Here is a 20,483-nt window from a genome sequence, read left to right as displayed (position 1 = left end):
TGCCAGTTTTACCTGCGCTCGATTTTATTCCCGCTGGCGTCCACCACCGCTTCGCCATCTTCCTTCGTAAATGCCCCTTTCTGTGCGTCCGGCAGGATGTCGAGGACGACTTCAGACGGGCGGCACAGGCGAGTGCCCAAGGGCGTGACCACGATTGGACGGTTAATCAGAATCGGGTGTTGCAGCATAAAATCGATAAGCTGGTCGTCGGTGAAGTTATCATCGGCAAGGCCGAGCTGTTCGTAGGGCTCCACGTTTTTACGCAGCAGATCCCGCACCGAGATCCCCATATCGGTAATCAGGGTTGTCAGCTTAATGCGCGACGGCGGGGTTTCCAGATAGAGGATAATCTCTGGCTCCGCGCCGCTGTTGCGGATCATCTCCAGCGTGTTGCGCGACGTGCCGCAGGCGGGGTTGTGATAGATAGTGATGTGGCTCATATCAGTGGCTCATTACAGTGTGAAGGAGAGACGTAGCGCCAGCGCGGCGAGCGTCACAAACAGGACCGGCAGCGTCATGATGATGCCCGTCCGGAAATAGTAGCCCCAGCTAATCGTCATGTTTTTCTGCGCCAGCACGTGAAGCCAGAGCAGGGTGGCAAGGCTGCCGATAGGCGTGATTTTCGGCCCCAGATCGCAGCCAATCACGTTGGCGTAAATCATTGCTTCTTTGATCAGTCCTGTCGCCGTACTGCCCTCAATGGAGAGCGCGCCAATCAGCACCGTGGGCATATTGTTCATTATGGATGACAGAAACGCGGTGATGAATCCGGTTCCCAGCGTGGTGGCCCACAGCCCTTGCCCGGCCAGGCTATTCAGTACGCCTGAGAGATATTCCGTCAGCCCGGCATTGCGCAGGCCATACACCACCAGATACATCCCCAGCGAGAAGATGACGATCTGCCACGGTGCGCCGCGCAACACTTTTCCGGTATTAATTGCATGTCCGCGTTTTGCGACAGCGAATAAAATCAGCGCGCCGACGGTCGCAATGGCGCTGACCGGAATGCCGAGAGGTTCAAGCACGAAGAAACCGACGAGCAGAAGGAGCAGGACGATCCAGCCCGTTCTGAACGTCGGGAGGTCGTGAATGGCCCGCGCAGGCTCCTGGAGTTTCGCCAGGTCATATTCTGGAGGAATTTCCTTGCGAAAGAACAGGTGCAGCATGACCAGCGTTGCGGCAATCGCGGCGATATCAACGGGAATCATCACCGAAGCGTACTCGCTGAACCCCAGCTTAAAGAAGTCTGCCGAGACGATGTTGACCAGGTTGGAGACAATCAGCGGCAGGCTGGCGGTATCGGCGATAAAACCTGCCGCCATCACAAACGCCAGCGTGGCCCGCTTGCTGAACCCCAGGGCCAGCAGCATGGCGATAACGATAGGGGTCAGGATCAGCGCCGCACCGTCATTGGCAAACAGCGCCGCCACGGCTGCGCCCAGCAGCACGATATACGTAAACAGCAATCGTCCGCGGCCGTTCCCCCAGCGGGCAACGTGCAGTGCCGCCCACTCGAAAAAGCCGGACTCATCCAGCAGCAGGCTGATAATGATGACGGCGATAAACGTTGCCGTGGCGTTCCAGACGATATTCCACACAACCGGAATATCGTTTACGTGAATCACGCCGCTGGCGAGCGCCAGTACGGCACCAATAGTCGCGCTCCAGCCGATGCTGAGCCCTTTGGGCTGCCAGATGACCAGTACCAGCGTAAACAGAAAAATAGCCCCTGCCAGAAACATCTGTTACTCCGTTGTATCTGTTTTTGTGAATATGTTTTGCTTAGCACAAGCCCGGAAGTCGGTTTTTCAGCTTCATGCGCGTCTCTTCCCGCAGGCAGTTCCAGCTGTTGTCGATAATCGTTGCCGCCCACGCGGGCATGTTGGGAGAGAGACGGTAATAAACCCACTTACCCTCGCGACGGTCGATCACCAGCCCGGACTCGCGCAGCAGCGCCATATGGCGGGAAACCTTCGGCTGAGATTCGGCGGTGGCGGCGCAGAGATCGCAGACGCACAGCTCGCCCGCTTCGCGGAGCTGCATGACGATGGCGAGCCGCGTTTCGTCGGAGAGGGTTTTGAAGAGCTGGAGCGGGTGGATCATGGGATTTCCTGCAGGTGTGATTTTATATATGTTTAATCATATGTGTTTTCGTGGCAAGAGAGAAGAAAAGAATAGAGGAAGGTGAATTTCAGGCAACAAAAAACCCATCAACCTTGAACCAAAACGGCGGGGTTGATGGGCTCCACAAATTGGGGACATCAAAGAAAAGCAGTGGCACTAGTTATGACTGCCCCCTGATAAAAAAGTTCTGCGCGTAACAAAAATATTTTCCACCACGCGCATTCTTAGGAGTTATCCGAGTCCGGGCCAGATGATGATAATCAGCGTACCCGCCAGCGTCAGCAGCACGTTAGCGATAGCATACGTGCCCGCATAGCCCAGCGCCGGGATGTTGCTGCGCGCGGTATCGCTGATGATTTCCATCGCAGGCGCACAGGTACGCGCGCCCATCATTGCCCCGAAGAGCAGGGCGCGGTTCATGCGCAGCACGTAGGCGCCGAACAGGAAGCAGATCACCACCGGCACCAGGCTGACGATAAGTCCGGAAACCAACATTTGCCAGCCGACGGCGCCCAGGCTGTGGCCAATGCCGCTGCCCGCGCTTAAGCCGACGCCTGCCATAAACACCATCAGACCGAACTCTTTCACCATGTTCAGCGCGCCCTGCGGAATGTAGCCGAAGGTCGGATGGTTCGCTCGCAGGAAGCCCAGCATGATCCCGGCGAACAGCAGCCCGGCGGCGTTACCGATGCCGAAGCTAAAGTTGCTGAACTGGAAGGTGATCATCCCGATCATCAGACCAACGATAAAGAAGGCGCAGAAGGCCAGCAGGTCGGTGACCTGGCTGTGAATGGAGATAAAGCCGATGCGGTCGGCCACGGTTTTCACGCGTCGGGCGTCGCCGCTGACCTGCAGCACGTCGCCTTTGTTGAGCACCACGTTGTCGTCGATAGGCATCTCAATCTGGCTGCGGATCACGCGGTTGAGGAAGCAGCCGTGGTCCGTCAGCTTCAGCTGCGCCAGGCGGCGGCCAACGGCGTTATGGTTTTTCACCACGATCTCTTCGGTGACGATACGCATGTCGAGCAGGTCGCGGTCGAACACCTCTTTGCCGTTACGGAAGCTCGGGTCGAGACGGGCGTGGGCGTCCGGGTAACCCACCAGCGCGATGTCGTCGCCCATCTGCAGCACCGCGTCGCCGTCCGGGTTCGCCAGAATGCCGTTGCGGCGGATACGTTCGATATAGCAGCCCGTCTGGCGATAAATCCCCAGCTCGCGCAGATTTTTGCCGTCTGCCCATGCCACCAGCTCTGGCCCGACGCGATAGGCGCGGATCACCGGGAGATAGACTTTACGTTTGGAATCGGTATCCAGACCGCGCTCGCGGGCGATTTGCTGGGCGCTGGTCTGTAGATCCTGGTGCTGCAGTTTTGGCAGATAGCGTGCGCCAACGATCAGGCTCACCAGACCAATCAGATAGGTCAGGGCATAGCCCAGGCTCAGGTGGTCGAGTGCGGCAGAAAGCTGTGCGCCGGCCATGCCGGAATGACGCAGGGTATCACCGGCACCCACGAGCACGGGAGTGGAGGTCATGGAGCCTGCCAGCATACCGGCCGTTAACCCGATATCCCAGCCAAACAGTTTACCCAGTCCTAACGCGATCAGCAGCGCGCTGCCGACCATCACCAGCGCCAGCATCAGATAATTTTTACCGTCGCGGAAGAAAATTGAAAAAAAGTTCGGTCCCGCTTCCACGCCAACACAAAAAATAAACAGCATAAAACCTAAGTTGAGCGCGTCCGTGTTAATGCTGAAGTGCTGTTGACCTAATAATAAGGAGACGACTAAAACGCCAATGGAATTACCAAGTTGAACTGAACCCAGGCGCAATTTACCCAGGCAAAGGCCCAGCGCCAGTACCACAAATAATAACAGGATGTAATTCCCATTTAACAAGTCTGCGACGTTTATATTCACGGAGGCTAACTTCTTGTTTACCAGTAAGTTGTTGAATGAAAGGACTATTTGGGCTACTGTTTTCTGGGTCAGGGAAAGGCGTTAACGCTCCCTGTTTCCTGCTTTATTCCCTAAAACATTAGCTGGCGTGTAGTTTAATCGCATTAGCTACTGACAGCTACCTATTATCGCATCACCCTGTGCGTACTTTGGCAAGGATTGCCGCACTGCTTTATCTGACCGGGCGTCTACCCGACGAAGCTGTATTTGATAGAGATAAGTCAGGAGGATAGTTTGAACATTAAACGAAACTGGGTGGGGGTGATCAGCTGCTTTTTGCTGTTTACCGTCGTGTGCATGTCGCTCGCTTTTAATCTGAAAGGGGCATTCAGGGCTGCCGGACACCCGGAGCTGGGGCTGCTCTTTTTTACCCTGCCGGGAGCGGCAGCCAGTTTTCTTTCCCGTAAAGGGGAAGTGGTCAAGCCGCTAATTGGCGCCATGCTGGCGGCACCGCTGTGTCTGCTGCTGATGCGTATGCTGTATGTTTCAACGCGAAGTTTCTGGCAGGAGCTGGCGTGGTTGATGAGCGCCGTATTCTGGTGCGCCCTTGGCGCGCTCTGCTACTTATTTGTGCGCAGTCTGCTTCAACGCCGACGGCACCACAAATAAAAACGCCCTCTCGGTGAGGGCCTCCTTTCATTACTGGGCAGCAAACAGGCCCAGGTGCTCTTTGGCATAGGCTTCAAAGTCGGTGCAGCCGCCGATGTGTTTCTGATCGAGGAAGATCTGCGGTACGGTTTCAACCGGCTTACCGACGGTTTTTTCGAGATCCGCTTTGGTGATGCCTTCCGCGTGGATATCCACGTAGCGGAAGTTGAAGTCATCGCGCTCTTCGGTCAGTTTCTCAGCCAGCTCTTTCGCGCGCACACAGTAAGGGCACCCTGGACGACCAAAAATTACTGCAAACATTTCTCTCTCCTCAAAAAACAAGCCTGACGGCGAATGACACGTATAGTGCCCCATAACCTGTCGTCATTAAAGAAGGTTTCGCCTGTCGTTATAATATCTATGAGCTATGTTTCGCCAATTACACCGCGCATATCATTGCCTATACTGGCTGCCATACGTATTAAGCAAGACAAAGAGAGACAAGATGACGCCAACCATAGACCTGCTCCTTTCCCATCGTTCCATTCGCCACTTCACCGATGAGCCGATTACCGATGCGCAGCGCGAAGCGATTATTAACAGCGCAAGGGCGACTTCAAGTTCCAGCTTCCTGCAGTGCAGCTCCATTATCCGCATTACCGACCCGGCCATGCGTGAACAGCTGGTGACGCTGACCGGCGGGCAGAAGCATGTGGCTCAGGCAGCCGAGTTCTGGGTATTCTGCGCCGACTTTAACCGCCACCTGCAGATCTGCCCTGAGGCCGAGCTCGGGCTGGCCGAACAGCTGCTGTTGGGCGTGGTGGATACCGCGCTGATGGCGCAAAACGCCTTTACGGCGGCGGAGTCGCTGGGATTAGGCGGCGTCTACATCGGAGGCCTGCGTAACAACATTCAAAGCGTGACCGACCTGCTGAAGCTGCCAAAACACGTGCTGCCGCTGTTTGGCCTGTGTCTCGGCTGGCCGGCGGATAACCCGGATCTGAAACCGCGTATTCCCGCGGCGATGCTGGTGCACGAAAACCACTACCAGCCGGTCGATCAGAACGTCCTGAATCAATACGATGAAGAGCTGGCGAACTACTACCTGACGCGCGGCAGCAATAACCGTCGCGACACCTGGACTGACCATATTCGCCGCACCATCATTAAAGAAAATCGCCCGTTTATTCTTGATTATCTGCACAAACAGGGCTGGGCTACGAGATAGTCCATTTATCCTGCGCCTGCCTGCGTATATGATACGCAGGCTTTTTCCATGTCTTCAGAGAGGTGCAGGGTGAAAATTGCCATATTGTCCCGGGATGGAACGCTCTATTCATGTAAGCGTCTTCGAGAAGCGGCGGCGAAACGCGGACATCAGGTTGAGATCCTCGACCCGATGTCCTGCTATATGAACATTGACCCTGCCGCCTCGTCGATTCACTACAAAGGCCGCAAGCTGCCGCACTTTGATGCGGTGATCCCCCGCATCGGCTCCCAGATAACCTTTTACGGCACCGCTGCATTGCGCCAGTTCGAGATGCTGGGCAGCTATCCGCTCAACGAATCCGTCGCCATTTCACGCGCCCGCGACAAGCTGCGCTCGCTGCAGCTGCTCGCGCGCCAGGGGATCGATCTTCCCGTCACCGGGATTGCCCATTCACCGGACGACACCAGCGATCTGATCGACATGGTGGGCGGTGCCCCTTTGGTGATCAAGCTGGTGGAAGGCACACAGGGCATTGGCGTGGTGCTGGCGGAGACGCGTCAGGCAGCGGAGAGCGTGATTGATGCCTTCCGCGGGCTGAATGCCCATATTCTGGTGCAGGAGTACATTGAAGAGGCCAAAGGGCGCGACATCCGGTGTTTCGTGGTGGGAAACGAGGTGGTGGCGGCCATCGAGCGCCAGGCCAAAGAGGGCGATTTCCGCTCTAACCTTCACCGCGGCGGCATTGCCAGAATCGCCGATATCAGCGACCAGGAGCGGGAAATTGCCGTCAAAGCGGCGCAGACTTTGGGGCTGGACGTGGCAGGCGTAGACCTGCTACGGGCGACGCGAGGGCCACTGGTTATGGAAGTGAACGCCTCGCCGGGGCTTGAAGGCGTGGAAAAAACCACAGGGGTCGATATTGCGGGTAAAATGATCTTATGGATCGAGCGTCATGCGACGCCGGGCTACTGTCTGAAAACGGGTGGTTAAATGGATTACCGCGCGCTTTTTAAGTACCCTATGCGAAGTTTTTATTAAAGAGGCTGCAACGCGATGGATTTACAGGTCGTACCTACACTGGATACGTTACGTCAATGGCTTGATGATGCCGGAATTACGTTTTTCGAATGCGATTCCTGCCAGGCGCTGCATCTGCCTCATATGCAGAATTTCGACGGCATTTTCGATGCCAAAATCGATCTGATTAACGACGTGATCCTTTTCTCCGCGCTGGCCGAAGTGAAGCCCTCTGCGCTGCTGGCGCTGGCTTCCGACCTGTCAGCGATTAACGCCAGTTCTTTGACGGTGAAAGCATTTCTCGACATACAGGATGATAATCTGCCAAAACTGGTCGTTTGCCAGTCTTTATTCTCCGGAGCCGGGCTGTCATTCAAGCAGTTCTCATGGTTTATGCGCCTGAGCGAAGAGCAAATTTCGATGGTCATGATGGAAGCCAATGCACACCATCTGCTGTATAGCGCGGAAGATGATGCAGAGAATAATGATGCATCTCCCAATTTTCTTCACTAAGCCTGTCTGACTTTTGCGCAGTCGCTGCCATAGCGGCTGCAGAAGGCCATTTTTTCTGCTGCTTTTAACCTTTCTTTAAAGAATTATTCACCTCCCTGAAGGCCGTTTCGGCTTATCACGTAGACTTAACCTGCATAAAAAATTGATAAAAGGCGTTTTTTCGTCTGGGCTATAGCCGGGGACACGGGCTACAGTTATTCTTGCGATGCTTCAAAAAGCGAGCGGAAGCTGCCGGGTAAAGAGATTTCTTTTTATTTTGAGCAGAGCGACAAACTATGCATGATTTTTGCATACATTCAGATTGCACAGTTTTAGTTCGTTTGTTAACGAGCTTTCAGAAGGAATAACACTATGATCGCCTTGAATAAAAAATGGTTATCGGGTCTGGTTGCGGGTGCTCTGATGGCCGTCTCTGCCGGCACGCTCGCTGCGGAACAAAAAACGCTGCACGTTTATAACTGGTCTGACTATATTGCGCCGGACACGGTGGCAAATTTTGAAAAAGAGACCGGCATTAAAGTGGTCTACGACGTGTTCGATTCCAACGAAGTGCTGGAAGGAAAGCTGATGGCGGGCAGCACCGGGTTTGACCTCGTGGTGCCTTCCGCAAGCTTCCTCGAGCGCCAGCTGACGGCAGGCGTCTTCCAGCCGCTGGATAAGAGCAAATTATCGAACTGGAAAAACCTCGATCCGGAAGTGCTGAAGCTGGTGGCCAAACACGACCCGGACAACAAATACGCGATGCCGTATCTCTGGGCGACCACCGGTATCGGCTTTAACGTTGATAAAGTGAAGGCGGCGCTGGGCCCGGACGTGAAGCTGGACAGCTGGGACGTGGTGCTGAAGCCGGAAAACCTTGAGAAGCTGAAAAGCTGCGGCGTCTCCTTCCTCGATGCGCCGGAAGAGATTTTCGCGACCGTGCTGAACTACCTGGGCAAAGACCCGAACAGCAATAAGGCGGATGATTACACCGGCCCGGCGACCGATCTGCTGCTGAAGCTGCGTCCAAACATTCGTTACTTCCACTCGTCCCAGTACATTAACGACCTGGCGAACGGCGACATCTGCGTCGCGATTGGCTGGGCAGGGGACGTATGGCAGGCGGCGAACCGCGCGAAAGAGGCGAAAAACGGCGTGAACGTCTCCTACTTCATTCCGAAAGAGGGGGCGCTGGCCTTCTTCGACGTCTTCGCGATGCCGGCTGACGCCAAAAACAAAGACGAAGCGTATCAGTTCCTCAACTACCTGATGCGTCCTGAGGTTATCGCCCACATCAGCGACCACGTTTACTATGCGAACGGTAACAAGGCCTCCGTGCCGCTGGTGAGCCAAGAAATCCGTAATAACCCGGCAATCTATCCGCCAGCGGATGTGTTCGCCAAGCTCTTCACCCTGAAAGTCCAGGATCCAAAAATTGACCGCGTACGTACCCGTGCGTGGACCAAGGTGAAAAGCGGTAAATAACCCTTTGTTACAGGCCGGGCAAGCGAAGTGCCCCCGGCAACAGGTGCACCGTTCTGGTGCGCCTGCACCATGATTTGATTTCTGCCGGAGAGCACCCCGTGAATGACGCGATCCCCCGCCCGCAGGCGAAAGTCCGTAAAGCGCTGACCCCGCTTCTTGAAATTCGTAACCTCACTAAATCTTTCGATGGCCAGCATGCCGTGGACGACGTCAGCCTGACGATTTATAAAGGCGAGATTTTTGCTCTTCTGGGAGCTTCTGGCTGCGGTAAATCGACCCTGCTGCGTATGCTGGCCGGTTTTGAACAGCCCACCGCCGGGCAGATCATGCTCGATGGCGTGGATCTCTCCAGCGTACCGCCGTATCAGCGCCCGATTAACATGATGTTCCAGTCCTACGCGCTGTTCCCGCATATGACGGTGGAGCAGAACATCGCCTTTGGCCTGAAGCAGGACAAACTGCCGAAGGCCGAAATTACCGCGCGCGTGGCCGAGATGCTGAGCCTGGTACACATGCAGGAGTTCGCGAAGCGTAAACCGCACCAGCTCTCCGGCGGCCAGCGCCAGCGCGTGGCCCTGGCCCGCAGCCTGGCAAAACGCCCGAAACTGCTGCTGCTCGATGAGCCGATGGGCGCGCTGGATAAAAAGCTGCGCGACCGTATGCAGCTTGAAGTGGTCGATATCCTCGAGCGCGTGGGCGTGACCTGCGTGATGGTTACCCACGACCAGGAAGAAGCCATGACCATGGCCGGACGTATCGCAATCATGAACCGCGGGAAGTTCGTGCAGATTGGCGAGCCGGAAGAGATTTATGAGCATCCAACCACCCGCTACAGCGCGGAGTTCATCGGCTCGGTCAACGTCTTCGAAGGGCTGCTGAAAGATCGTCAGGAAGATGGTCTGGTCATCGAATCGCCGGGGCTGCAGCATCCGCTGAAGGTCGATCCGGATAACTCCGTGGTGGATAACGTGCCGGTCTACGTCGCGCTGCGTCCGGAGAAGATCATGCTCTGTGAGGATCCGCCTGCCGATGGCTATAACTTTGCCGTCGGTGAAGTGGTGCACATTGCCTATCTTGGCGACCTCTCCATCTATCACGTGCGCCTGAAAAGCGGGCAGATGCTCAGCGCGCAGTTACAGAACGAACATCGCTACCGCAAGGGGCAGCCGACCTGGGGCGACGAAGTGCGCCTGTGTTGGGATGCAGACAGTTGCGTTGTGCTGACGGTATAAGGAGCGGCCAATGAGTACACTTGAACCTCCAGCCCGCGCAGGCAAACCGGGCGGTTTTGCCCAGTGGCTGACGCGAATGCAGATGAACCACGGCCGCAAGCTGGTGATCGCCATGCCGTACGTGTGGCTGATCCTGCTGTTCCTGCTGCCGTTCCTGATTGTTTTCAAGATAAGCCTGGCGGAAATGGCGCGGGCAATCCCGCCTTACACCAACCTGCTGGACTGGGCCGACGGGCAGCTGACGCTGACCTTAAACCTGGGTAACTTCCTGCAGCTCACCGACGACCCGCTCTATTTCGAAGCCTATCTGCAGTCGCTGCAGGTGGCGGCCATCTCGACGCTCTGCTGTCTGGTGATGGGCTACCCGTTGGCGTGGGCGGTGGCGCACAGTAAGCCGTCGACCCGCAACATCCTGCTGCTGCTGGTAATCTTACCGTCGTGGACCTCGTTCCTGATCCGCGTTTACGCCTGGATGGGGATCCTGAAAAACAACGGCGTGCTGAACAACTTCCTGATGTGGCTCGGGGTTATCGATCAGCCCCTGACGATCCTGCACACCAACCTCGCGGTCTATATCGGTATTGTGTACGCCTATCTGCCGTTTATGGTGCTGCCGATCTACACGGCGCTGACCCGTATCGACTACTCGCTGGTGGAAGCGTCGCTCGATCTCGGCGCCCGTCCGTTAAAAACCTTCTTCAGCGTCATCGTCCCGCTGACCAAAGGCGGCATTATTGCCGGGTCGATGCTGGTCTTTATCCCGGCGGTGGGGGAGTTTGTGATCCCGGAACTGCTCGGCGGGCCAGACAGCATCATGATTGGTCGCGTGCTGTGGCAGGAGTTCTTCAATAACCGCGACTGGCCGGTGGCGTCAGCGGTGGCGATTATCATGTTACTGCTGCTGATCGTGCCGATCATGTGGTTCCACAAGCATCAGCAGAAACAGATGGGAGATCGCGGATGAACAACTTACCGGTAGTGCGCTCCCCGTGGCGAATCGCGATCCTGGTCATCGGCTTTACCTTCCTGTATGCGCCGATGCTGATGCTGGTGATCTATTCGTTTAACAGCTCCAAGCTGGTGACGGTCTGGGCAGGCTGGTCGACGCGCTGGTACAGCGAGCTGTTCCACGATGATGCAATGATGAGCGCGGTGGGGCTAAGCCTGACCATTGCGGCGCTGGCGGCGACCATGGCGTCAGTGCTGGGCACGATCGCCGCGCTGGTGATGGTGCGTTTCGGGCGTTTTCGCGGTTCGAACGGCTTCGCCTTTATGATTACCGCCCCGCTGGTCATGCCGGACGTGATCACCGGTCTCGCGCTGCTGCTTCTGTTCGTGGCCATGGCGCACGCCATCGGCTGGCCGGCAGATCGCGGCATGCTCACCATCTGGCTGGCGCACGTCACTTTCTGTACGGCCTACGTAGCGGTAGTGATCTCCTCGCGCTTGCGCGAGCTGGATCGCTCCATTGAAGAGGCGGCGATGGATCTTGGCGCGACGCCGCTGAAGGTCTTTTTCATCATCACCCTGCCGATGATTATGCCGGCGGTGATCTCCGGCTGGCTGCTGGCGTTTACCCTGTCGCTCGACGATCTGGTGATCGCCAGCTTTGTTTCCGGCCCGGGGGCGACCACGCTGCCGATGCTGGTCTTCTCCAGCGTGCGTATGGGGGTCAACCCGGAGATCAACGCCCTGGCCTCTATCATCCTCGGCGTGGTCGGAATTGTCGGATTTATCGCCTGGTATTTGATGGCGCGCGCGGAAAAACAGCGCGTGCGCGATATCCAGCGTGCAAGACGCGGCTGAAGGATTTAAAATTTCCAGTGATGTGCCGCGCATGACGCGGCACTGTTTTTCAGGGAAGTAAAACATTGGGATTATTAAAAAAATCACGTATTACGCACGCGCGTCCTAACGTACCTGCGCTGGTTCAGGTGGCGGCGCTCGCCATTATTATGATCCGCTGCCTGGATGTGCTGATGATTCTCAACACCCTGGGCGTGCGCGGCATCGGTGAATTCATTCACCGCAGCGTGCAGACGTGGAATCTGACGCTGGTCTTTTTGAGCAGCCTGGTGCTGGTGTTTATCGAGATCTACTGCGCGTTTTCGCTGGTTAAAGGGCGCAACTGGGCGCGATGGGTCTATCTGCTGACGCAAATTACCGCCGCAAGCTATCTGTGGGCCGCCTCGCTGGGGTATGGCTACCCGGAGCTGTTCAGCATCGCCGGTGAATCCAAACGCGAGATCCTGCGCGCGCTATTTATGCAAAAACTGCCGGACATGCTGGTGCTCTTTCTACTCTTCGTTCCGGCTTCCAGTCGGAGATTCTTCCGCCTGCAATAATGTGTATAATCGCAGCCCTCGTGATTTTTAAGGTTTTCATATGCAGTGCGCACTCTATGACGCCGGACGCTGCCGCTCCTGTCAGTGGATAGAACAGCCGGTCCCTCAACAGCTCACCGCCAAAATGGCTGACCTGCAACAGCTGCTGGCAGAACACGCGGTGGGCGAGTGGTGCGCACCCGTCAGCGGCCCTGAACAGGGTTTTCGCAATAAAGCCAAAATGGTGGTCAGCGGCAGCGTAGAAAAACCGCTGCTTGGGATGCTGCACCGCGACGGCACGCCGGAAGACTTAACCGACTGCCCGCTGTATCCCGACTCGTTTGAGCCTGTCTTTGCCGCACTGAAACCGTTTATCGCGCGGGCGGGCTTAACGCCCTACAGCGTGGCCCGCAAGCGCGGCGAGCTGAAATACCTTCTGCTGACGGAAAGCCAGAAAGACGGCGGCATGATGCTGCGCTTCGTGCTGCGCTCTGAAACCAAGCTGGAGCAGCTGCGCGCGGCGCTGCCGTGGCTGCAGGCGCAGCTTCCGCAGCTGAAGGTCATTACGGCAAACATTCAGCCCGTGCATATGGCAATCATGGAAGGGGAGAAAGAGATTTTCTTCACCGACCAGCACGCGCTGGCCGAAAGCTTCAACGGGGTGCCGCTGTGGATCCGCCCGCAAAGCTTCTTCCAGACCAACCCGACCGTAGCAAGCAGCCTGTACGCCGCCGCCCGCGACTGGGTTCGTGCGTTAAACGTTCACCACATGTGGGATCTCTTCTGCGGCGTGGGCGGGTTTGGCCTGCACTGCGCCACGCCGGAGATGCAGCTCACCGGCATTGAGATCTCTGCCGAAGCGATTGCCTGCGCGAAGCAGTCTGCGTCTGAGCTGGGGTTAACGAATCTGCGCTTCCAGGCGCTCGACTCCACGCAGTTCGCCACCGGCCAGGGCAACGTGCCTGAGCTGGTGCTGGTCAACCCGCCGCGCCGCGGCATCGGCAATGCGCTGTGCGACTACCTGAGCCAGATGGCGCCGGAATACATCATCTATTCCAGCTGCAACGCGCAGACCATGGCAAAAGACATTGCGCAACTACCGGGCTATCGCGTTGAACGCGTTCAGCTTTTTGATATGTTCCCGCACACCGCACACTATGAAGTGCTGACGTTGCTCGTAAAATCTTAAACAAAATGTGAACTCTTCATCCCGGCGAAATCAGGTAAGCTTACGTCATAAGAAATGAATGAAGGCTTACCCATGAAGCAGATCCTGCTGGTGGAAGACGACCACGATATCGCGGCGCTTCTGCGACTCAATTTAGAAGACGAAGGCTACGCCATCACCCACGAACCCGACGGGGGCAAAGCCCTGCAGCGTCTTGAAGCTCAGACGTGGGACGCGGTGATCCTCGACCTGATGCTGCCCAGCGTTGACGGCCTGGAGATTTGCCGCCGCATCCGTCAGATGACGCGCTACCTGCCGGTGATCATCATTAGCGCCCGCAGCAGTGAAACCGACCGCATCACCGGGCTGGAAACCGGCGCCGATGACTATCTGGCAAAACCGTTCTCCGTGCAGGAGCTGATTGCGCGCATCAAAGCGCTGTTCCGTCGCCAGCAGGCGATGGGGCAGGCGCAAACCGACGGTCAAATTCAGGCTCACGGACTGACCATCGATCCGCTGGCGCGCAGCGTGCTGCTTCACGGCCAGGTGGTGGATCTCACCCCGCGCGAGTTCGAACTGCTCTACTTCTTTGCCCGTCATCCCGGCGAGGTGTTCTCCCGTCTGGCGCTGCTGGAGCAGGTCTGGGGCTACCAGCACGAAGGCTATGAGCACACCGTCAACACCCATATCAACCGCCTGCGCATCAAGATTGAGAAGGACGCCGCCGAGCCGGAGATTATTCGCACCGTCTGGGGCAAGGGCTACAAATTTGCGGAGCCAAATCATGATGCGCCGCTTTAGCCTGAGCCAGCGCCTGACGCTGCTCTTCATCCTGCTGATGATGCTCTGCGCCGCCGTTGCCTGTGCGGTACAGCTCTACAGCAGCATGCAGTACGGTAATGCGATGGTGCAGCGTTTGTCGGGCGGGCTGGCGCAGCAGATCGTTCAGCGCGAACCAATTCTGGATGCGCAGGGCAGGGTTGACCGCAGCGCGCTGAAACCGCTGTTTGGCCGGCTGATGACCTTTAATCCGAGCGTTGAGCTGTACGTTATCTCTCCTGACGGTGATATCCTCGCCGATGCCGCACCGCCGGGCCATATTCAGCGGCAAAAAATCGATCTGGCTCCGGTGCAGAGCTTCCTCAGCGGCACCGCCATGCCGGTGCTGGGCGACGATCCGCGCAGTCAAAATCAAAAAGTCTTTAGCGCCACGCCGCTGCGGCAGGATGGCGAGCTAAAAGGCTATCTGTACATTATTTTGCAGGGCGAGGAGTCAAATGCTCTTGCGGAGATGGCCTGGCATAAGGCGCTGTGGAGCACGGTGCTGTGGTCATTGCTGTGGGTCGCGCTGTTTGGCCTGCTGGCCGGTTTACTGGTCTGGTATTGGGTCACGCGTCCGGTCAAACAGCTGACGGTGGAAGTCGCCGGGCTGGAGCAAGACAGCATAAGCGCTATCAGACAGCTGGCGGCACAGACGCCGGACGCGGCGGCAAAAGATGAGGTGGCGATCCTGCGCAACAGTTTTATCGAGCTGGCGCGCAAAATCACCCAGCAGTGGGATCGGCTGGCCGACAGCGATCGCCAGCGCCGGGAGTTTATCGCCAATATTTCGCACGATCTCCGTACGCCGCTGACCTCGCTGCTGGGCTATCTCGAAACCCTGTCGCTCAAATCCGCCACGCTGACGCCGCAGGAGCACCAGCAGTATCTCGCCACCGCGCTGCGCCAGGGACAAAAGGTCCGTCATCTTTCTCAGCAGCTGTTTGAGCTGGCGCGCCTGGAGTACGGCGGTATTAAACCCCAGCGCGAGCGGTTCGCGATGGGAGAGCTGATTTCCGACGTGGCGCAGAAGTTTGAGCTCACCGCCCGCACGCGCGAGGTCAATCTGCATATTGACGTGCCGGGGCCGCTGCCGCTGATAAACGCCGATGTGTCGATGATTGAACGCGTGGTGACCAACCTGCTGGATAACGCGATGCGCCATACGCCTGGCGGCGGGGAGATTCGCCTGGCGGTGTGGCAGGAAAATGAACGGCTGCAGGTTGAAGTCTCCGACAGCGGAGCGGGCGTGGATGCCTCGCTGCGCGACGATTTGTTCCAGCGGCCGTCGGCGCTCAATACTCAGGCGTCGAGAGAGAATCGCGGCGGGTTGGGGCTGCTGATTGTGAAACGGATGCTGGAGCTGCACGGGGGTGGGATCAGGCTGATGGAGTCGGCGAGCGGAGCACGGTTCAGGTTCTTTGTGCCACTCTGAGAAATTGCCGGGTGGCGGCTTCGCCTGACCCGGCCTACAGACTACCACCCCCGTAGGCCGAGCCACCCGGCAAAAAAATCTTACTGCGGGAACCACTGCTCGCTAATTTTCTGGTAAGTACCGTCTGCTTTAATCGCTTTCAGCGCACCGTTCAGTTTTTCCAGCAGGGCTTTGTTATCCGGACGTACCGCGATACCCAGACCCGTGCCGAAGTACTGCGGATCGGTCACTTTCTCGGTTGCGGTGCCCAGCTGCGGATTGGTTTTCAGCCACTCGTTCACCACGGCGGTATCGCCGAAGACGCCGTCGATACGGCCATTTTTCAGGTCGATAATCGCGTTCTGGTAGCTGTCATAGGCCACGGTCTTCACTTCCGGATGTTTGTCCTGGAGGTATTTCTGATGCGTGGTGCCGTTTTCCATCCCGATGCGTTTGCCTTTCAGCTGATCGAATGAGGTATAAGCGCCTTTCTTCGCAATCACCACCGCCGAGTTGGCGTAGTACGGGTCGGTGAACGCGACCTGCTTGCTGCGCTCAGGCGTGATGTCCATCCCGGAGATCACCGCGTCGTATTTTTTGAACTTCAGCGACGGGATCAGGCTGTCAAAAGCATGGTTAGTAAAGGTGCAGTCGGCCTGCATTTGTTTGCACAGCGCTTTCGCCAGATCGATATCGAAACCGACGATCTGGTTGCTGGCATCCAGCGACTCAAACGGCGGATAGGTGGCGGACACGCCGAAATTGATTTTATCAGCTGCGGATGCGCCAGCGGCGAAGGTGGCGAGTAATGCGGCCAGAACTAACTTTTTCATTGTAATGCTCCCGTCTGTCTTATTGATGCGCCGTGTCTGCGGCCTGGATGTACAATGCCAGTTAATGAATTTATATGCAATAAAAATGATTAAGTATTATCTTTATCGCAAAAAAAAACGGATAACCCATCAGGTTACCCGCTTCATGAATACCGTTTTATGCATTTTCGTGGTTAATTTCTGCGCTCAAACGCCAGCGCTTTACGCTCGATCAGGCGCATCATCAGCGTCAGCAGACCGTTAACCACCAGATAGACCACGCCCGCCGCGCCGAACACCATCACGTCATAGGTGCGCCCGTACAGCAGCTGTCCGTGACCCATCACTTCCATCAGGGTGATGGTGTAGGCCAGCGAGGTACTCTTGAATACCAGCACCACTTCGTTGGAATAGGAGGAGAGGGCGCGCTTAAAGGCGTACGGCAGCAGGATCGCCAGCGTGTCTTTCTTGCTCATGCCCAGCGCCCCGCAGGACTGCCACTGGCCTTCCGGGATGGCGCGGATCGCTCCGTAGAACAGCTGGGTGGTATAGGCCGCGCTGTTCAGCGAAAGGGCAATCAGGGCACACAGCCACGGCTCAGAAAGCAGATGCCAGATAACCGGATACTCCTGCAGCGACGGGAACTGGCCCGGGCCGTAGTAAATCAGGAAGATCTGCACCAGCAGCGGCGTACCGGTAAACAGGGTGATGTAGCCGCGCACAATCCACACCAGCACCGGCGTTTTCAGCGTCAGGATGATGGTGAAGATAAGGGCCAGGATCAGCGCCACGATAATGGACGCCACGGTCAGCGTCAGGCTGGTATGCAGCCCTTTCATCAACTCGGGGAAATATTCAAGCATCAGCCTGGTCTCCGTTCAAAGCGCGTCGCTCGCAGGTCAATACGCTTGAGAATGTACTGACTGAGCAACGTGATCACCAGGTAGATCGCCGCCGCCACAATGTACCAGGTAAAGGGCTCCTGAGTACGGGTGGCGATGCTTTTGGTTTGCAGCATTAAATCATTGACGCTAATCAGGCTCACCAGCGCGGTATCCTTCAGCAGCACCAGCCACTGGTTGCCGAGACCCGGCAGGGCATGACGCCACATCTGCGGCATCACCAGACGGAAGAAGATGGCTGATTTCGACAGACCTAACGCCTGACCCGACTCCCATTGACCCTGCGGCACGGCCTTCAGCGCACCGCGGAGGGTTTGCGACGCGTATGCGGAGTAGAGCAGGGAGAGGGCAATCACGCCGCACAGGAACGGGCTGACGTCGAAGTTTTCGATCTGCATCTGCACCGGGATCTGCGCAAAGCCGAGATTAAGGGTGAAGCCGTCCGACAGCGTGAGCAGCAGCTGTGAGGAACCGAAATAGATAAACAGGACTACCAGAATTTCCGGTAGCCCACGCAGCACGGTGACCAGCGCGGAGCCTGTCCAGGCGACGGGGAACCATTTCGCGGATTCCCACACCGCAAAGAACATCGCCAGCACGAGGCCGATAATCAGTGCGCAAACGGCAAGGCCGACGGTCATCCCGGCGGCGCTTGCTAAAGGAAAAATTTCATTCATCAGGAATTACTTCTGGAACCATTTTTTGTAGATGGTTTCGTAGGTGCCGTCTTTCTTCACTTTTTCCAGCGCAGCGTTGAATTTCTGCTGCAGCTCAGTGTTGCCCTGACGAACGGCAATCCCCAGACCGGTACCGAAGTAATCCTTATCGGTCACTTTGTCGCCCACTGGCGCCAGCTTGTCGTTGGCTTTCAGCCACTCGGTCACGACAGCAGTATCGCCAAATACGCCGTCGATACGGCCATTTTGCAGATCCAGCTTCGCGTTCTGGTAGCTGTCATACGGAACGGTGGTGATTTCCGGATGCTTATCCATGATGAATTTCTGGTGCGTGGTGCCGTTCTGCACGCCCACTTTTTTGCCTTTCAACTGATCGACAGAGGTGAATTTACCTTTCTGACCAATGAACAGGGCGGAGTTGTCGTAGTAAGGGGTGGTGAACAGCACCTGCTTTTCACGCTCAGGGGTGATGTCCATACCGGCCATCACGGCATCGATACGGCGGAACTTCAGGCTTGGGATCAGGCTGTCGAACGCCTGGTTGCTGAAGGTACAGGTAGCATCGATCTCTTTACACAGGGCGTTTGCCAGGTCTACGTCGAAGCCCACAATTTTGTTGTTCGCATCAATGGATTCAAACGGAGGGTAAGAGGCTTCCGTGGCAAAACGAATGGTCTGAGCTGCGGAAGCGGAAAGGGTAACGCCAGCAAGCAGCACGGCAAGTAATACTTTTTTCATTATATTTCCCCTGACACAATCAATGAGATAAATAGTTTTTGAAGGCATCGGTTTGCGGGTTAGCGAAGCAGCTCGCATCACCTTGCTCAACGATATACCCGTTTTCCATGTAGACCACACGACTGGCGGTTTTGCGCGCCACTTCTACTTCGTGGGTGACGATAACCTGCGTAATGTTGGTTTCCGCCAGCTCGCGAATGATGCTGACGATCTGGGCGGTGATTTCCGGATCCAGCGCCGCGGTCGGTTCATCAAACAGCAGTACCGCGGGCTCCATCATCAGCGCACGGGCAATGGCCACACGCTGCTGCTGACCACCGGACAGGTGCAGCGGGTAGCGGTCGCTGTAGGGCTTAAGGCGCAGACGATCCAGCAGCTTTTCAGCACGGGCGATCGCCTGATCCTTGCTTAACCCCAGCACGCGGCACGGGGCTTCAATCAGATTCTGCAGCACGGTCAGGTGCGGCCAGAGATTGTATTGCTGGAAGACCATGCCGACGTTTTGACGCAGCTCGCGAATCGCTTTATCAGACGGCGTCTTCGCGAAATCAAAGTGGTTACCGGCAATCGCCAGCGTACCTGAACGGGGCATTTCAAGCAGATTAAGGACGCGCAGAAGGGAGCTTTTGCCTGCACCGCTTGGGCCAAGCAAAACCAGCGTTTCGCCTTCCGGGCAGTTCAGCGTGATGTCAAACAGCGCCTGGTGTGCGCCGTAGAAGCAGTTAATGCCGTTTAGTTTAATACTCATCGGGGCAGTCTTTACTCATCCAGGCAATCTATAGCAATTGAGGCCGCAGATAGTACCGTTGACAGAATAGTTATGCAATATTTCTGCGTTAAAAGTTAAATATAACCCGTGTTTCCTCTTAAACATAGCACAAAATAGCGAACGGCAAGGTCGGCGAGTATAAATGTCGGCATTCCGCAAGAAATGCCGCACATTTTACGGGGGTTACCAGGTTATATCGGCGGGTTTAGCGATTTTCAATCGACTGGCGCAGCGTGCCTGCCGGGGCATGAACGCTACCGCCCACGTAGCGCACGTCGTCTACCGCCCAGCACTGTCCTTCACGGATCATCAGCACTTCATCCTGCCAGGTTTGGGTTCCCTGCGTCAGCTTCACGCGCAGCGGAATATTGCGGGCATCCGTGTTCGGAATGGTTGACGCGCTCGCCACTTCGGCGCTGTCCGGCAGCGTGGCGCGGCTGGAGAACGGATCGGATTTCAGCAGGGCGTTATGCTGCGGATCGCGGGTGGCATCGTTAAGCAGTTTTGCCAGACCATCGCTCAGATACGGGCGCAGGCCGGTGAGATCGTTGCTGCGGTGCTGAATGCGATAATCATAGAACTGCTGCGCCACGGTGTCCGGACCGCCCTCAATGCAGGGGCCGCTGCGGGTACCGATATCCTTAAAGGCTGGCGTGACCGTGGTGGTACAGGCGCTGAGCACCAGCGCGCAGGGCACTAAAAGTGTTAAAGCTGAATAGCGCATGTTGATTTCCTTATTTATTAACTATCCTTTCA

At 56.6% G+C, this 20,483-nt stretch carries 23 protein-coding genes; 12 read left to right on the top strand and 11 right to left on the bottom strand.

Going from position 1 to position 20,483, the window contains the following annotated elements; genetic code table 11:
- Positions 1–8: 8 nt before the first annotated feature.
- The 4 genes from arsC to AC4IBF_RS14750 form a co-directional block, all read right to left on the bottom strand.
- Positions 9–440, bottom strand: a complete 432-nt coding sequence (arsC, locus tag AC4IBF_RS14765) for a glutaredoxin-dependent arsenate reductase (RefSeq protein ID WP_348942645.1) — start codon at positions 438–440, stop codon at positions 9–11.
- A gap of 12 nt (positions 441–452) precedes the next feature.
- Positions 453–1,742, bottom strand: a complete 1,290-nt coding sequence (locus AC4IBF_RS14760; RefSeq protein WP_491462930.1) for an arsenic transporter — start codon at positions 1,740–1,742, stop codon at positions 453–455.
- A 40-nt stretch (positions 1,743–1,782) separates the two neighbouring features.
- The gene (locus AC4IBF_RS14755; protein ID WP_252092679.1) at positions 1,783–2,103 is read right to left on the bottom strand and encodes a metalloregulator ArsR/SmtB family transcription factor; all 321 of its coding nucleotides are present in this window, start codon (positions 2,101–2,103) and stop codon (positions 1,783–1,785) included.
- A gap of 252 nt (positions 2,104–2,355) precedes the next feature.
- Positions 2,356–4,041 carry an aspartate:alanine antiporter gene (locus tag AC4IBF_RS14750; RefSeq protein WP_111963874.1) on the bottom strand — a complete coding sequence of 562 codons (1,686 nt, stop codon included), beginning with the start codon at positions 4,039–4,041 and terminating at the stop codon, positions 2,356–2,358.
- Positions 4,042–4,314: 273 nt separating this feature from the next.
- On the opposite strand from AC4IBF_RS14750, the gene AC4IBF_RS14745 reads away from it, so the two are divergent.
- Positions 4,315–4,689, top strand: a complete 375-nt coding sequence (locus AC4IBF_RS14745; RefSeq protein ID WP_136194590.1) for an inner membrane protein YbjM — start codon at positions 4,315–4,317, stop codon at positions 4,687–4,689.
- Between the two features lie 30 nt (positions 4,690–4,719).
- Here AC4IBF_RS14745 and AC4IBF_RS14740 read toward each other — a convergent pair whose 3' ends face one another.
- Positions 4,720–4,989 carry a GrxA family glutaredoxin gene (locus tag AC4IBF_RS14740; protein ID WP_006809455.1) on the bottom strand — a complete coding sequence of 90 codons (270 nt, stop codon included), beginning with the start codon at positions 4,987–4,989 and terminating at the stop codon, positions 4,720–4,722.
- A 184-nt stretch (positions 4,990–5,173) separates the two neighbouring features.
- Here AC4IBF_RS14740 and nfsA point away from each other — a divergent pair, with 184 nt between their 5' ends.
- The 11 genes from nfsA to AC4IBF_RS14685 all read left to right on the top strand — a co-directional run bounded on the left by nfsA (position 5,174) and on the right by AC4IBF_RS14685 (position 15,850).
- Positions 5,174–5,896: a nitroreductase NfsA gene (nfsA, locus tag AC4IBF_RS14735; RefSeq protein ID WP_136194591.1), complete on the top strand. Its 723-nt coding sequence runs from the start codon at positions 5,174–5,176 to the stop codon at positions 5,894–5,896.
- Positions 5,897–5,965: 69 nt separating this feature from the next.
- Positions 5,966–6,868, top strand: coding sequence for a 30S ribosomal protein S6--L-glutamate ligase (rimK, locus tag AC4IBF_RS14730; protein WP_111963877.1), 903 nt, complete (start codon positions 5,966–5,968; stop codon positions 6,866–6,868).
- A gap of 63 nt (positions 6,869–6,931) precedes the next feature.
- Positions 6,932–7,408: a YbjN domain-containing protein gene (locus AC4IBF_RS14725; RefSeq protein ID WP_014169308.1), complete on the top strand. Its 477-nt coding sequence runs from the start codon at positions 6,932–6,934 to the stop codon at positions 7,406–7,408.
- Positions 7,409–7,759: 351 nt separating this feature from the next.
- Positions 7,760–8,872: a spermidine/putrescine ABC transporter substrate-binding protein PotF gene (gene potF / locus AC4IBF_RS14720; RefSeq protein WP_023617461.1), complete on the top strand. Its 1,113-nt coding sequence runs from the start codon at positions 7,760–7,762 to the stop codon at positions 8,870–8,872.
- Between the two features lie 98 nt (positions 8,873–8,970).
- Complete coding sequence (gene potG / locus AC4IBF_RS14715) at positions 8,971–10,104, top strand: putrescine ABC transporter ATP-binding subunit PotG (protein ID WP_024907855.1); 1,134 nt, start codon at positions 8,971–8,973, stop codon at positions 10,102–10,104.
- Between the two features lie 10 nt (positions 10,105–10,114).
- Positions 10,115–11,068, top strand: coding sequence for a putrescine ABC transporter permease PotH (gene potH / locus AC4IBF_RS14710; RefSeq protein WP_133294074.1), 954 nt, complete (start codon positions 10,115–10,117; stop codon positions 11,066–11,068).
- The gene (gene potI / locus AC4IBF_RS14705; protein WP_100122374.1) at positions 11,065–11,910 is read left to right on the top strand and encodes a putrescine ABC transporter permease PotI; all 846 of its coding nucleotides are present in this window, start codon (positions 11,065–11,067) and stop codon (positions 11,908–11,910) included. Before potH ends, potI begins: the two co-directional genes overlap by 4 nt.
- A 65-nt stretch (positions 11,911–11,975) precedes the next feature.
- Entirely contained in the window at positions 11,976–12,449 is a 474-nt protein-coding gene (locus AC4IBF_RS14700) for a YbjO family protein (RefSeq protein WP_024907853.1), read from the top strand.
- A 40-nt stretch (positions 12,450–12,489) separates the two neighbouring features.
- Positions 12,490–13,617 (top strand): 23S rRNA (uracil(747)-C(5))-methyltransferase RlmC, encoded by a 1,128-nt coding sequence (gene rlmC, locus AC4IBF_RS14695; protein WP_136194592.1) that lies wholly within the window; start codon positions 12,490–12,492, stop codon positions 13,615–13,617.
- A gap of 72 nt (positions 13,618–13,689) precedes the next feature.
- Positions 13,690–14,397: a response regulator transcription factor gene (locus AC4IBF_RS14690; RefSeq protein ID WP_115874592.1), complete on the top strand. Its 708-nt coding sequence runs from the start codon at positions 13,690–13,692 to the stop codon at positions 14,395–14,397.
- Complete coding sequence (locus tag AC4IBF_RS14685; RefSeq protein ID WP_143344877.1) at positions 14,381–15,850, top strand: sensor histidine kinase; 1,470 nt, start codon at positions 14,381–14,383, stop codon at positions 15,848–15,850. The genes AC4IBF_RS14690 and AC4IBF_RS14685 overlap by 17 nt, the downstream gene beginning before the upstream one ends.
- Before the next feature lie 80 nt (positions 15,851–15,930).
- Here AC4IBF_RS14685 and artJ read toward each other — a convergent pair whose 3' ends face one another.
- From artJ to AC4IBF_RS14655, 6 genes are all read right to left on the bottom strand, one after another.
- Positions 15,931–16,662: an arginine ABC transporter substrate-binding protein ArtJ gene (artJ, locus tag AC4IBF_RS14680; RefSeq protein ID WP_021240923.1), complete on the bottom strand. Its 732-nt coding sequence runs from the start codon at positions 16,660–16,662 to the stop codon at positions 15,931–15,933.
- A 173-nt stretch (positions 16,663–16,835) separates the two neighbouring features.
- Entirely contained in the window at positions 16,836–17,504 is a 669-nt protein-coding gene (gene artM, locus AC4IBF_RS14675; RefSeq protein WP_023310940.1) for an arginine ABC transporter permease ArtM, read from the bottom strand.
- Positions 17,504–18,220 carry an arginine ABC transporter permease ArtQ gene (artQ, locus tag AC4IBF_RS14670; RefSeq protein WP_025756069.1) on the bottom strand — a complete coding sequence of 239 codons (717 nt, stop codon included), beginning with the start codon at positions 18,218–18,220 and terminating at the stop codon, positions 17,504–17,506. Before artQ ends, artM begins: the two co-directional genes overlap by 1 nt.
- A 6-nt stretch (positions 18,221–18,226) precedes the next feature.
- The gene (gene artI, locus AC4IBF_RS14665) at positions 18,227–18,958 is read right to left on the bottom strand and encodes an arginine ABC transporter substrate-binding protein ArtI (protein WP_044596922.1); all 732 of its coding nucleotides are present in this window, start codon (positions 18,956–18,958) and stop codon (positions 18,227–18,229) included.
- Positions 18,959–18,977: 19 nt separating this feature from the next.
- Positions 18,978–19,706: an arginine ABC transporter ATP-binding protein ArtP gene (artP, locus tag AC4IBF_RS14660; RefSeq protein WP_023310942.1), complete on the bottom strand. Its 729-nt coding sequence runs from the start codon at positions 19,704–19,706 to the stop codon at positions 18,978–18,980.
- A 226-nt stretch (positions 19,707–19,932) separates the two neighbouring features.
- The gene (locus AC4IBF_RS14655) at positions 19,933–20,451 is read right to left on the bottom strand and encodes a lipoprotein (protein ID WP_059445567.1); all 519 of its coding nucleotides are present in this window, start codon (positions 20,449–20,451) and stop codon (positions 19,933–19,935) included.
- Positions 20,452–20,483: the final 32 nt, after the last annotated feature.

The organism is Enterobacter sp. Taxon_8, assembly GCF_058354585.1.
Note: the sequence above shows the minus strand (reverse complement) of the source record. Positions and strands in the feature narration are given on the sequence as shown.

Coding starts and splice junctions, on each gene's coding strand:
- AC4IBF_RS14755 (WP_252092679.1), bottom strand. CDS start 2,103: ATGATCCACCCGCTCCAGCTCTTCAAAACCCTCTCCGACGAAACGCGG.
- artP (WP_023310942.1), bottom strand. CDS start 19,706: ATGAGTATTAAACTAAACGGCATTAACTGCTTCTACGGCGCACACCAG.
- AC4IBF_RS14725 (WP_014169308.1), top strand. CDS start 6,932: ATGGATTTACAGGTCGTACCTACACTGGATACGTTACGTCAATGGCTT.
- potI (WP_100122374.1), top strand. CDS start 11,065: ATGAACAACTTACCGGTAGTGCGCTCCCCGTGGCGAATCGCGATCCTG.
- AC4IBF_RS14760 (WP_491462930.1), bottom strand. CDS start 1,742: ATGTTTCTGGCAGGGGCTATTTTTCTGTTTACGCTGGTACTGGTCATC.
- potF (WP_023617461.1), top strand. CDS start 7,760: ATGATCGCCTTGAATAAAAAATGGTTATCGGGTCTGGTTGCGGGTGCT.
- AC4IBF_RS14685 (WP_143344877.1), top strand. CDS start 14,381: ATGATGCGCCGCTTTAGCCTGAGCCAGCGCCTGACGCTGCTCTTCATC.
- artJ (WP_021240923.1), bottom strand. CDS start 16,662: ATGAAAAAGTTAGTTCTGGCCGCATTACTCGCCACCTTCGCCGCTGGC.
- potH (WP_133294074.1), top strand. CDS start 10,115: ATGAGTACACTTGAACCTCCAGCCCGCGCAGGCAAACCGGGCGGTTTT.
- artI (WP_044596922.1), bottom strand. CDS start 18,958: ATGAAAAAAGTATTACTTGCCGTGCTGCTTGCTGGCGTTACCCTTTCC.
- AC4IBF_RS14655 (WP_059445567.1), bottom strand. CDS start 20,451: ATGCGCTATTCAGCTTTAACACTTTTAGTGCCCTGCGCGCTGGTGCTC.
- artQ (WP_025756069.1), bottom strand. CDS start 18,220: ATGAATGAAATTTTTCCTTTAGCAAGCGCCGCCGGGATGACCGTCGGC.
- AC4IBF_RS14690 (WP_115874592.1), top strand. CDS start 13,690: ATGAAGCAGATCCTGCTGGTGGAAGACGACCACGATATCGCGGCGCTT.
- artM (WP_023310940.1), bottom strand. CDS start 17,504: ATGCTTGAATATTTCCCCGAGTTGATGAAAGGGCTGCATACCAGCCTG.
- arsC (WP_348942645.1), bottom strand. CDS start 440: ATGAGCCACATCACTATCTATCACAACCCCGCCTGCGGCACGTCGCGC.
- AC4IBF_RS14740 (WP_006809455.1), bottom strand. CDS start 4,989: ATGTTTGCAGTAATTTTTGGTCGTCCAGGGTGCCCTTACTGTGTGCGC.
- rlmC (WP_136194592.1), top strand. CDS start 12,490: ATGCAGTGCGCACTCTATGACGCCGGACGCTGCCGCTCCTGTCAGTGG.
- nfsA (WP_136194591.1), top strand. CDS start 5,174: ATGACGCCAACCATAGACCTGCTCCTTTCCCATCGTTCCATTCGCCAC.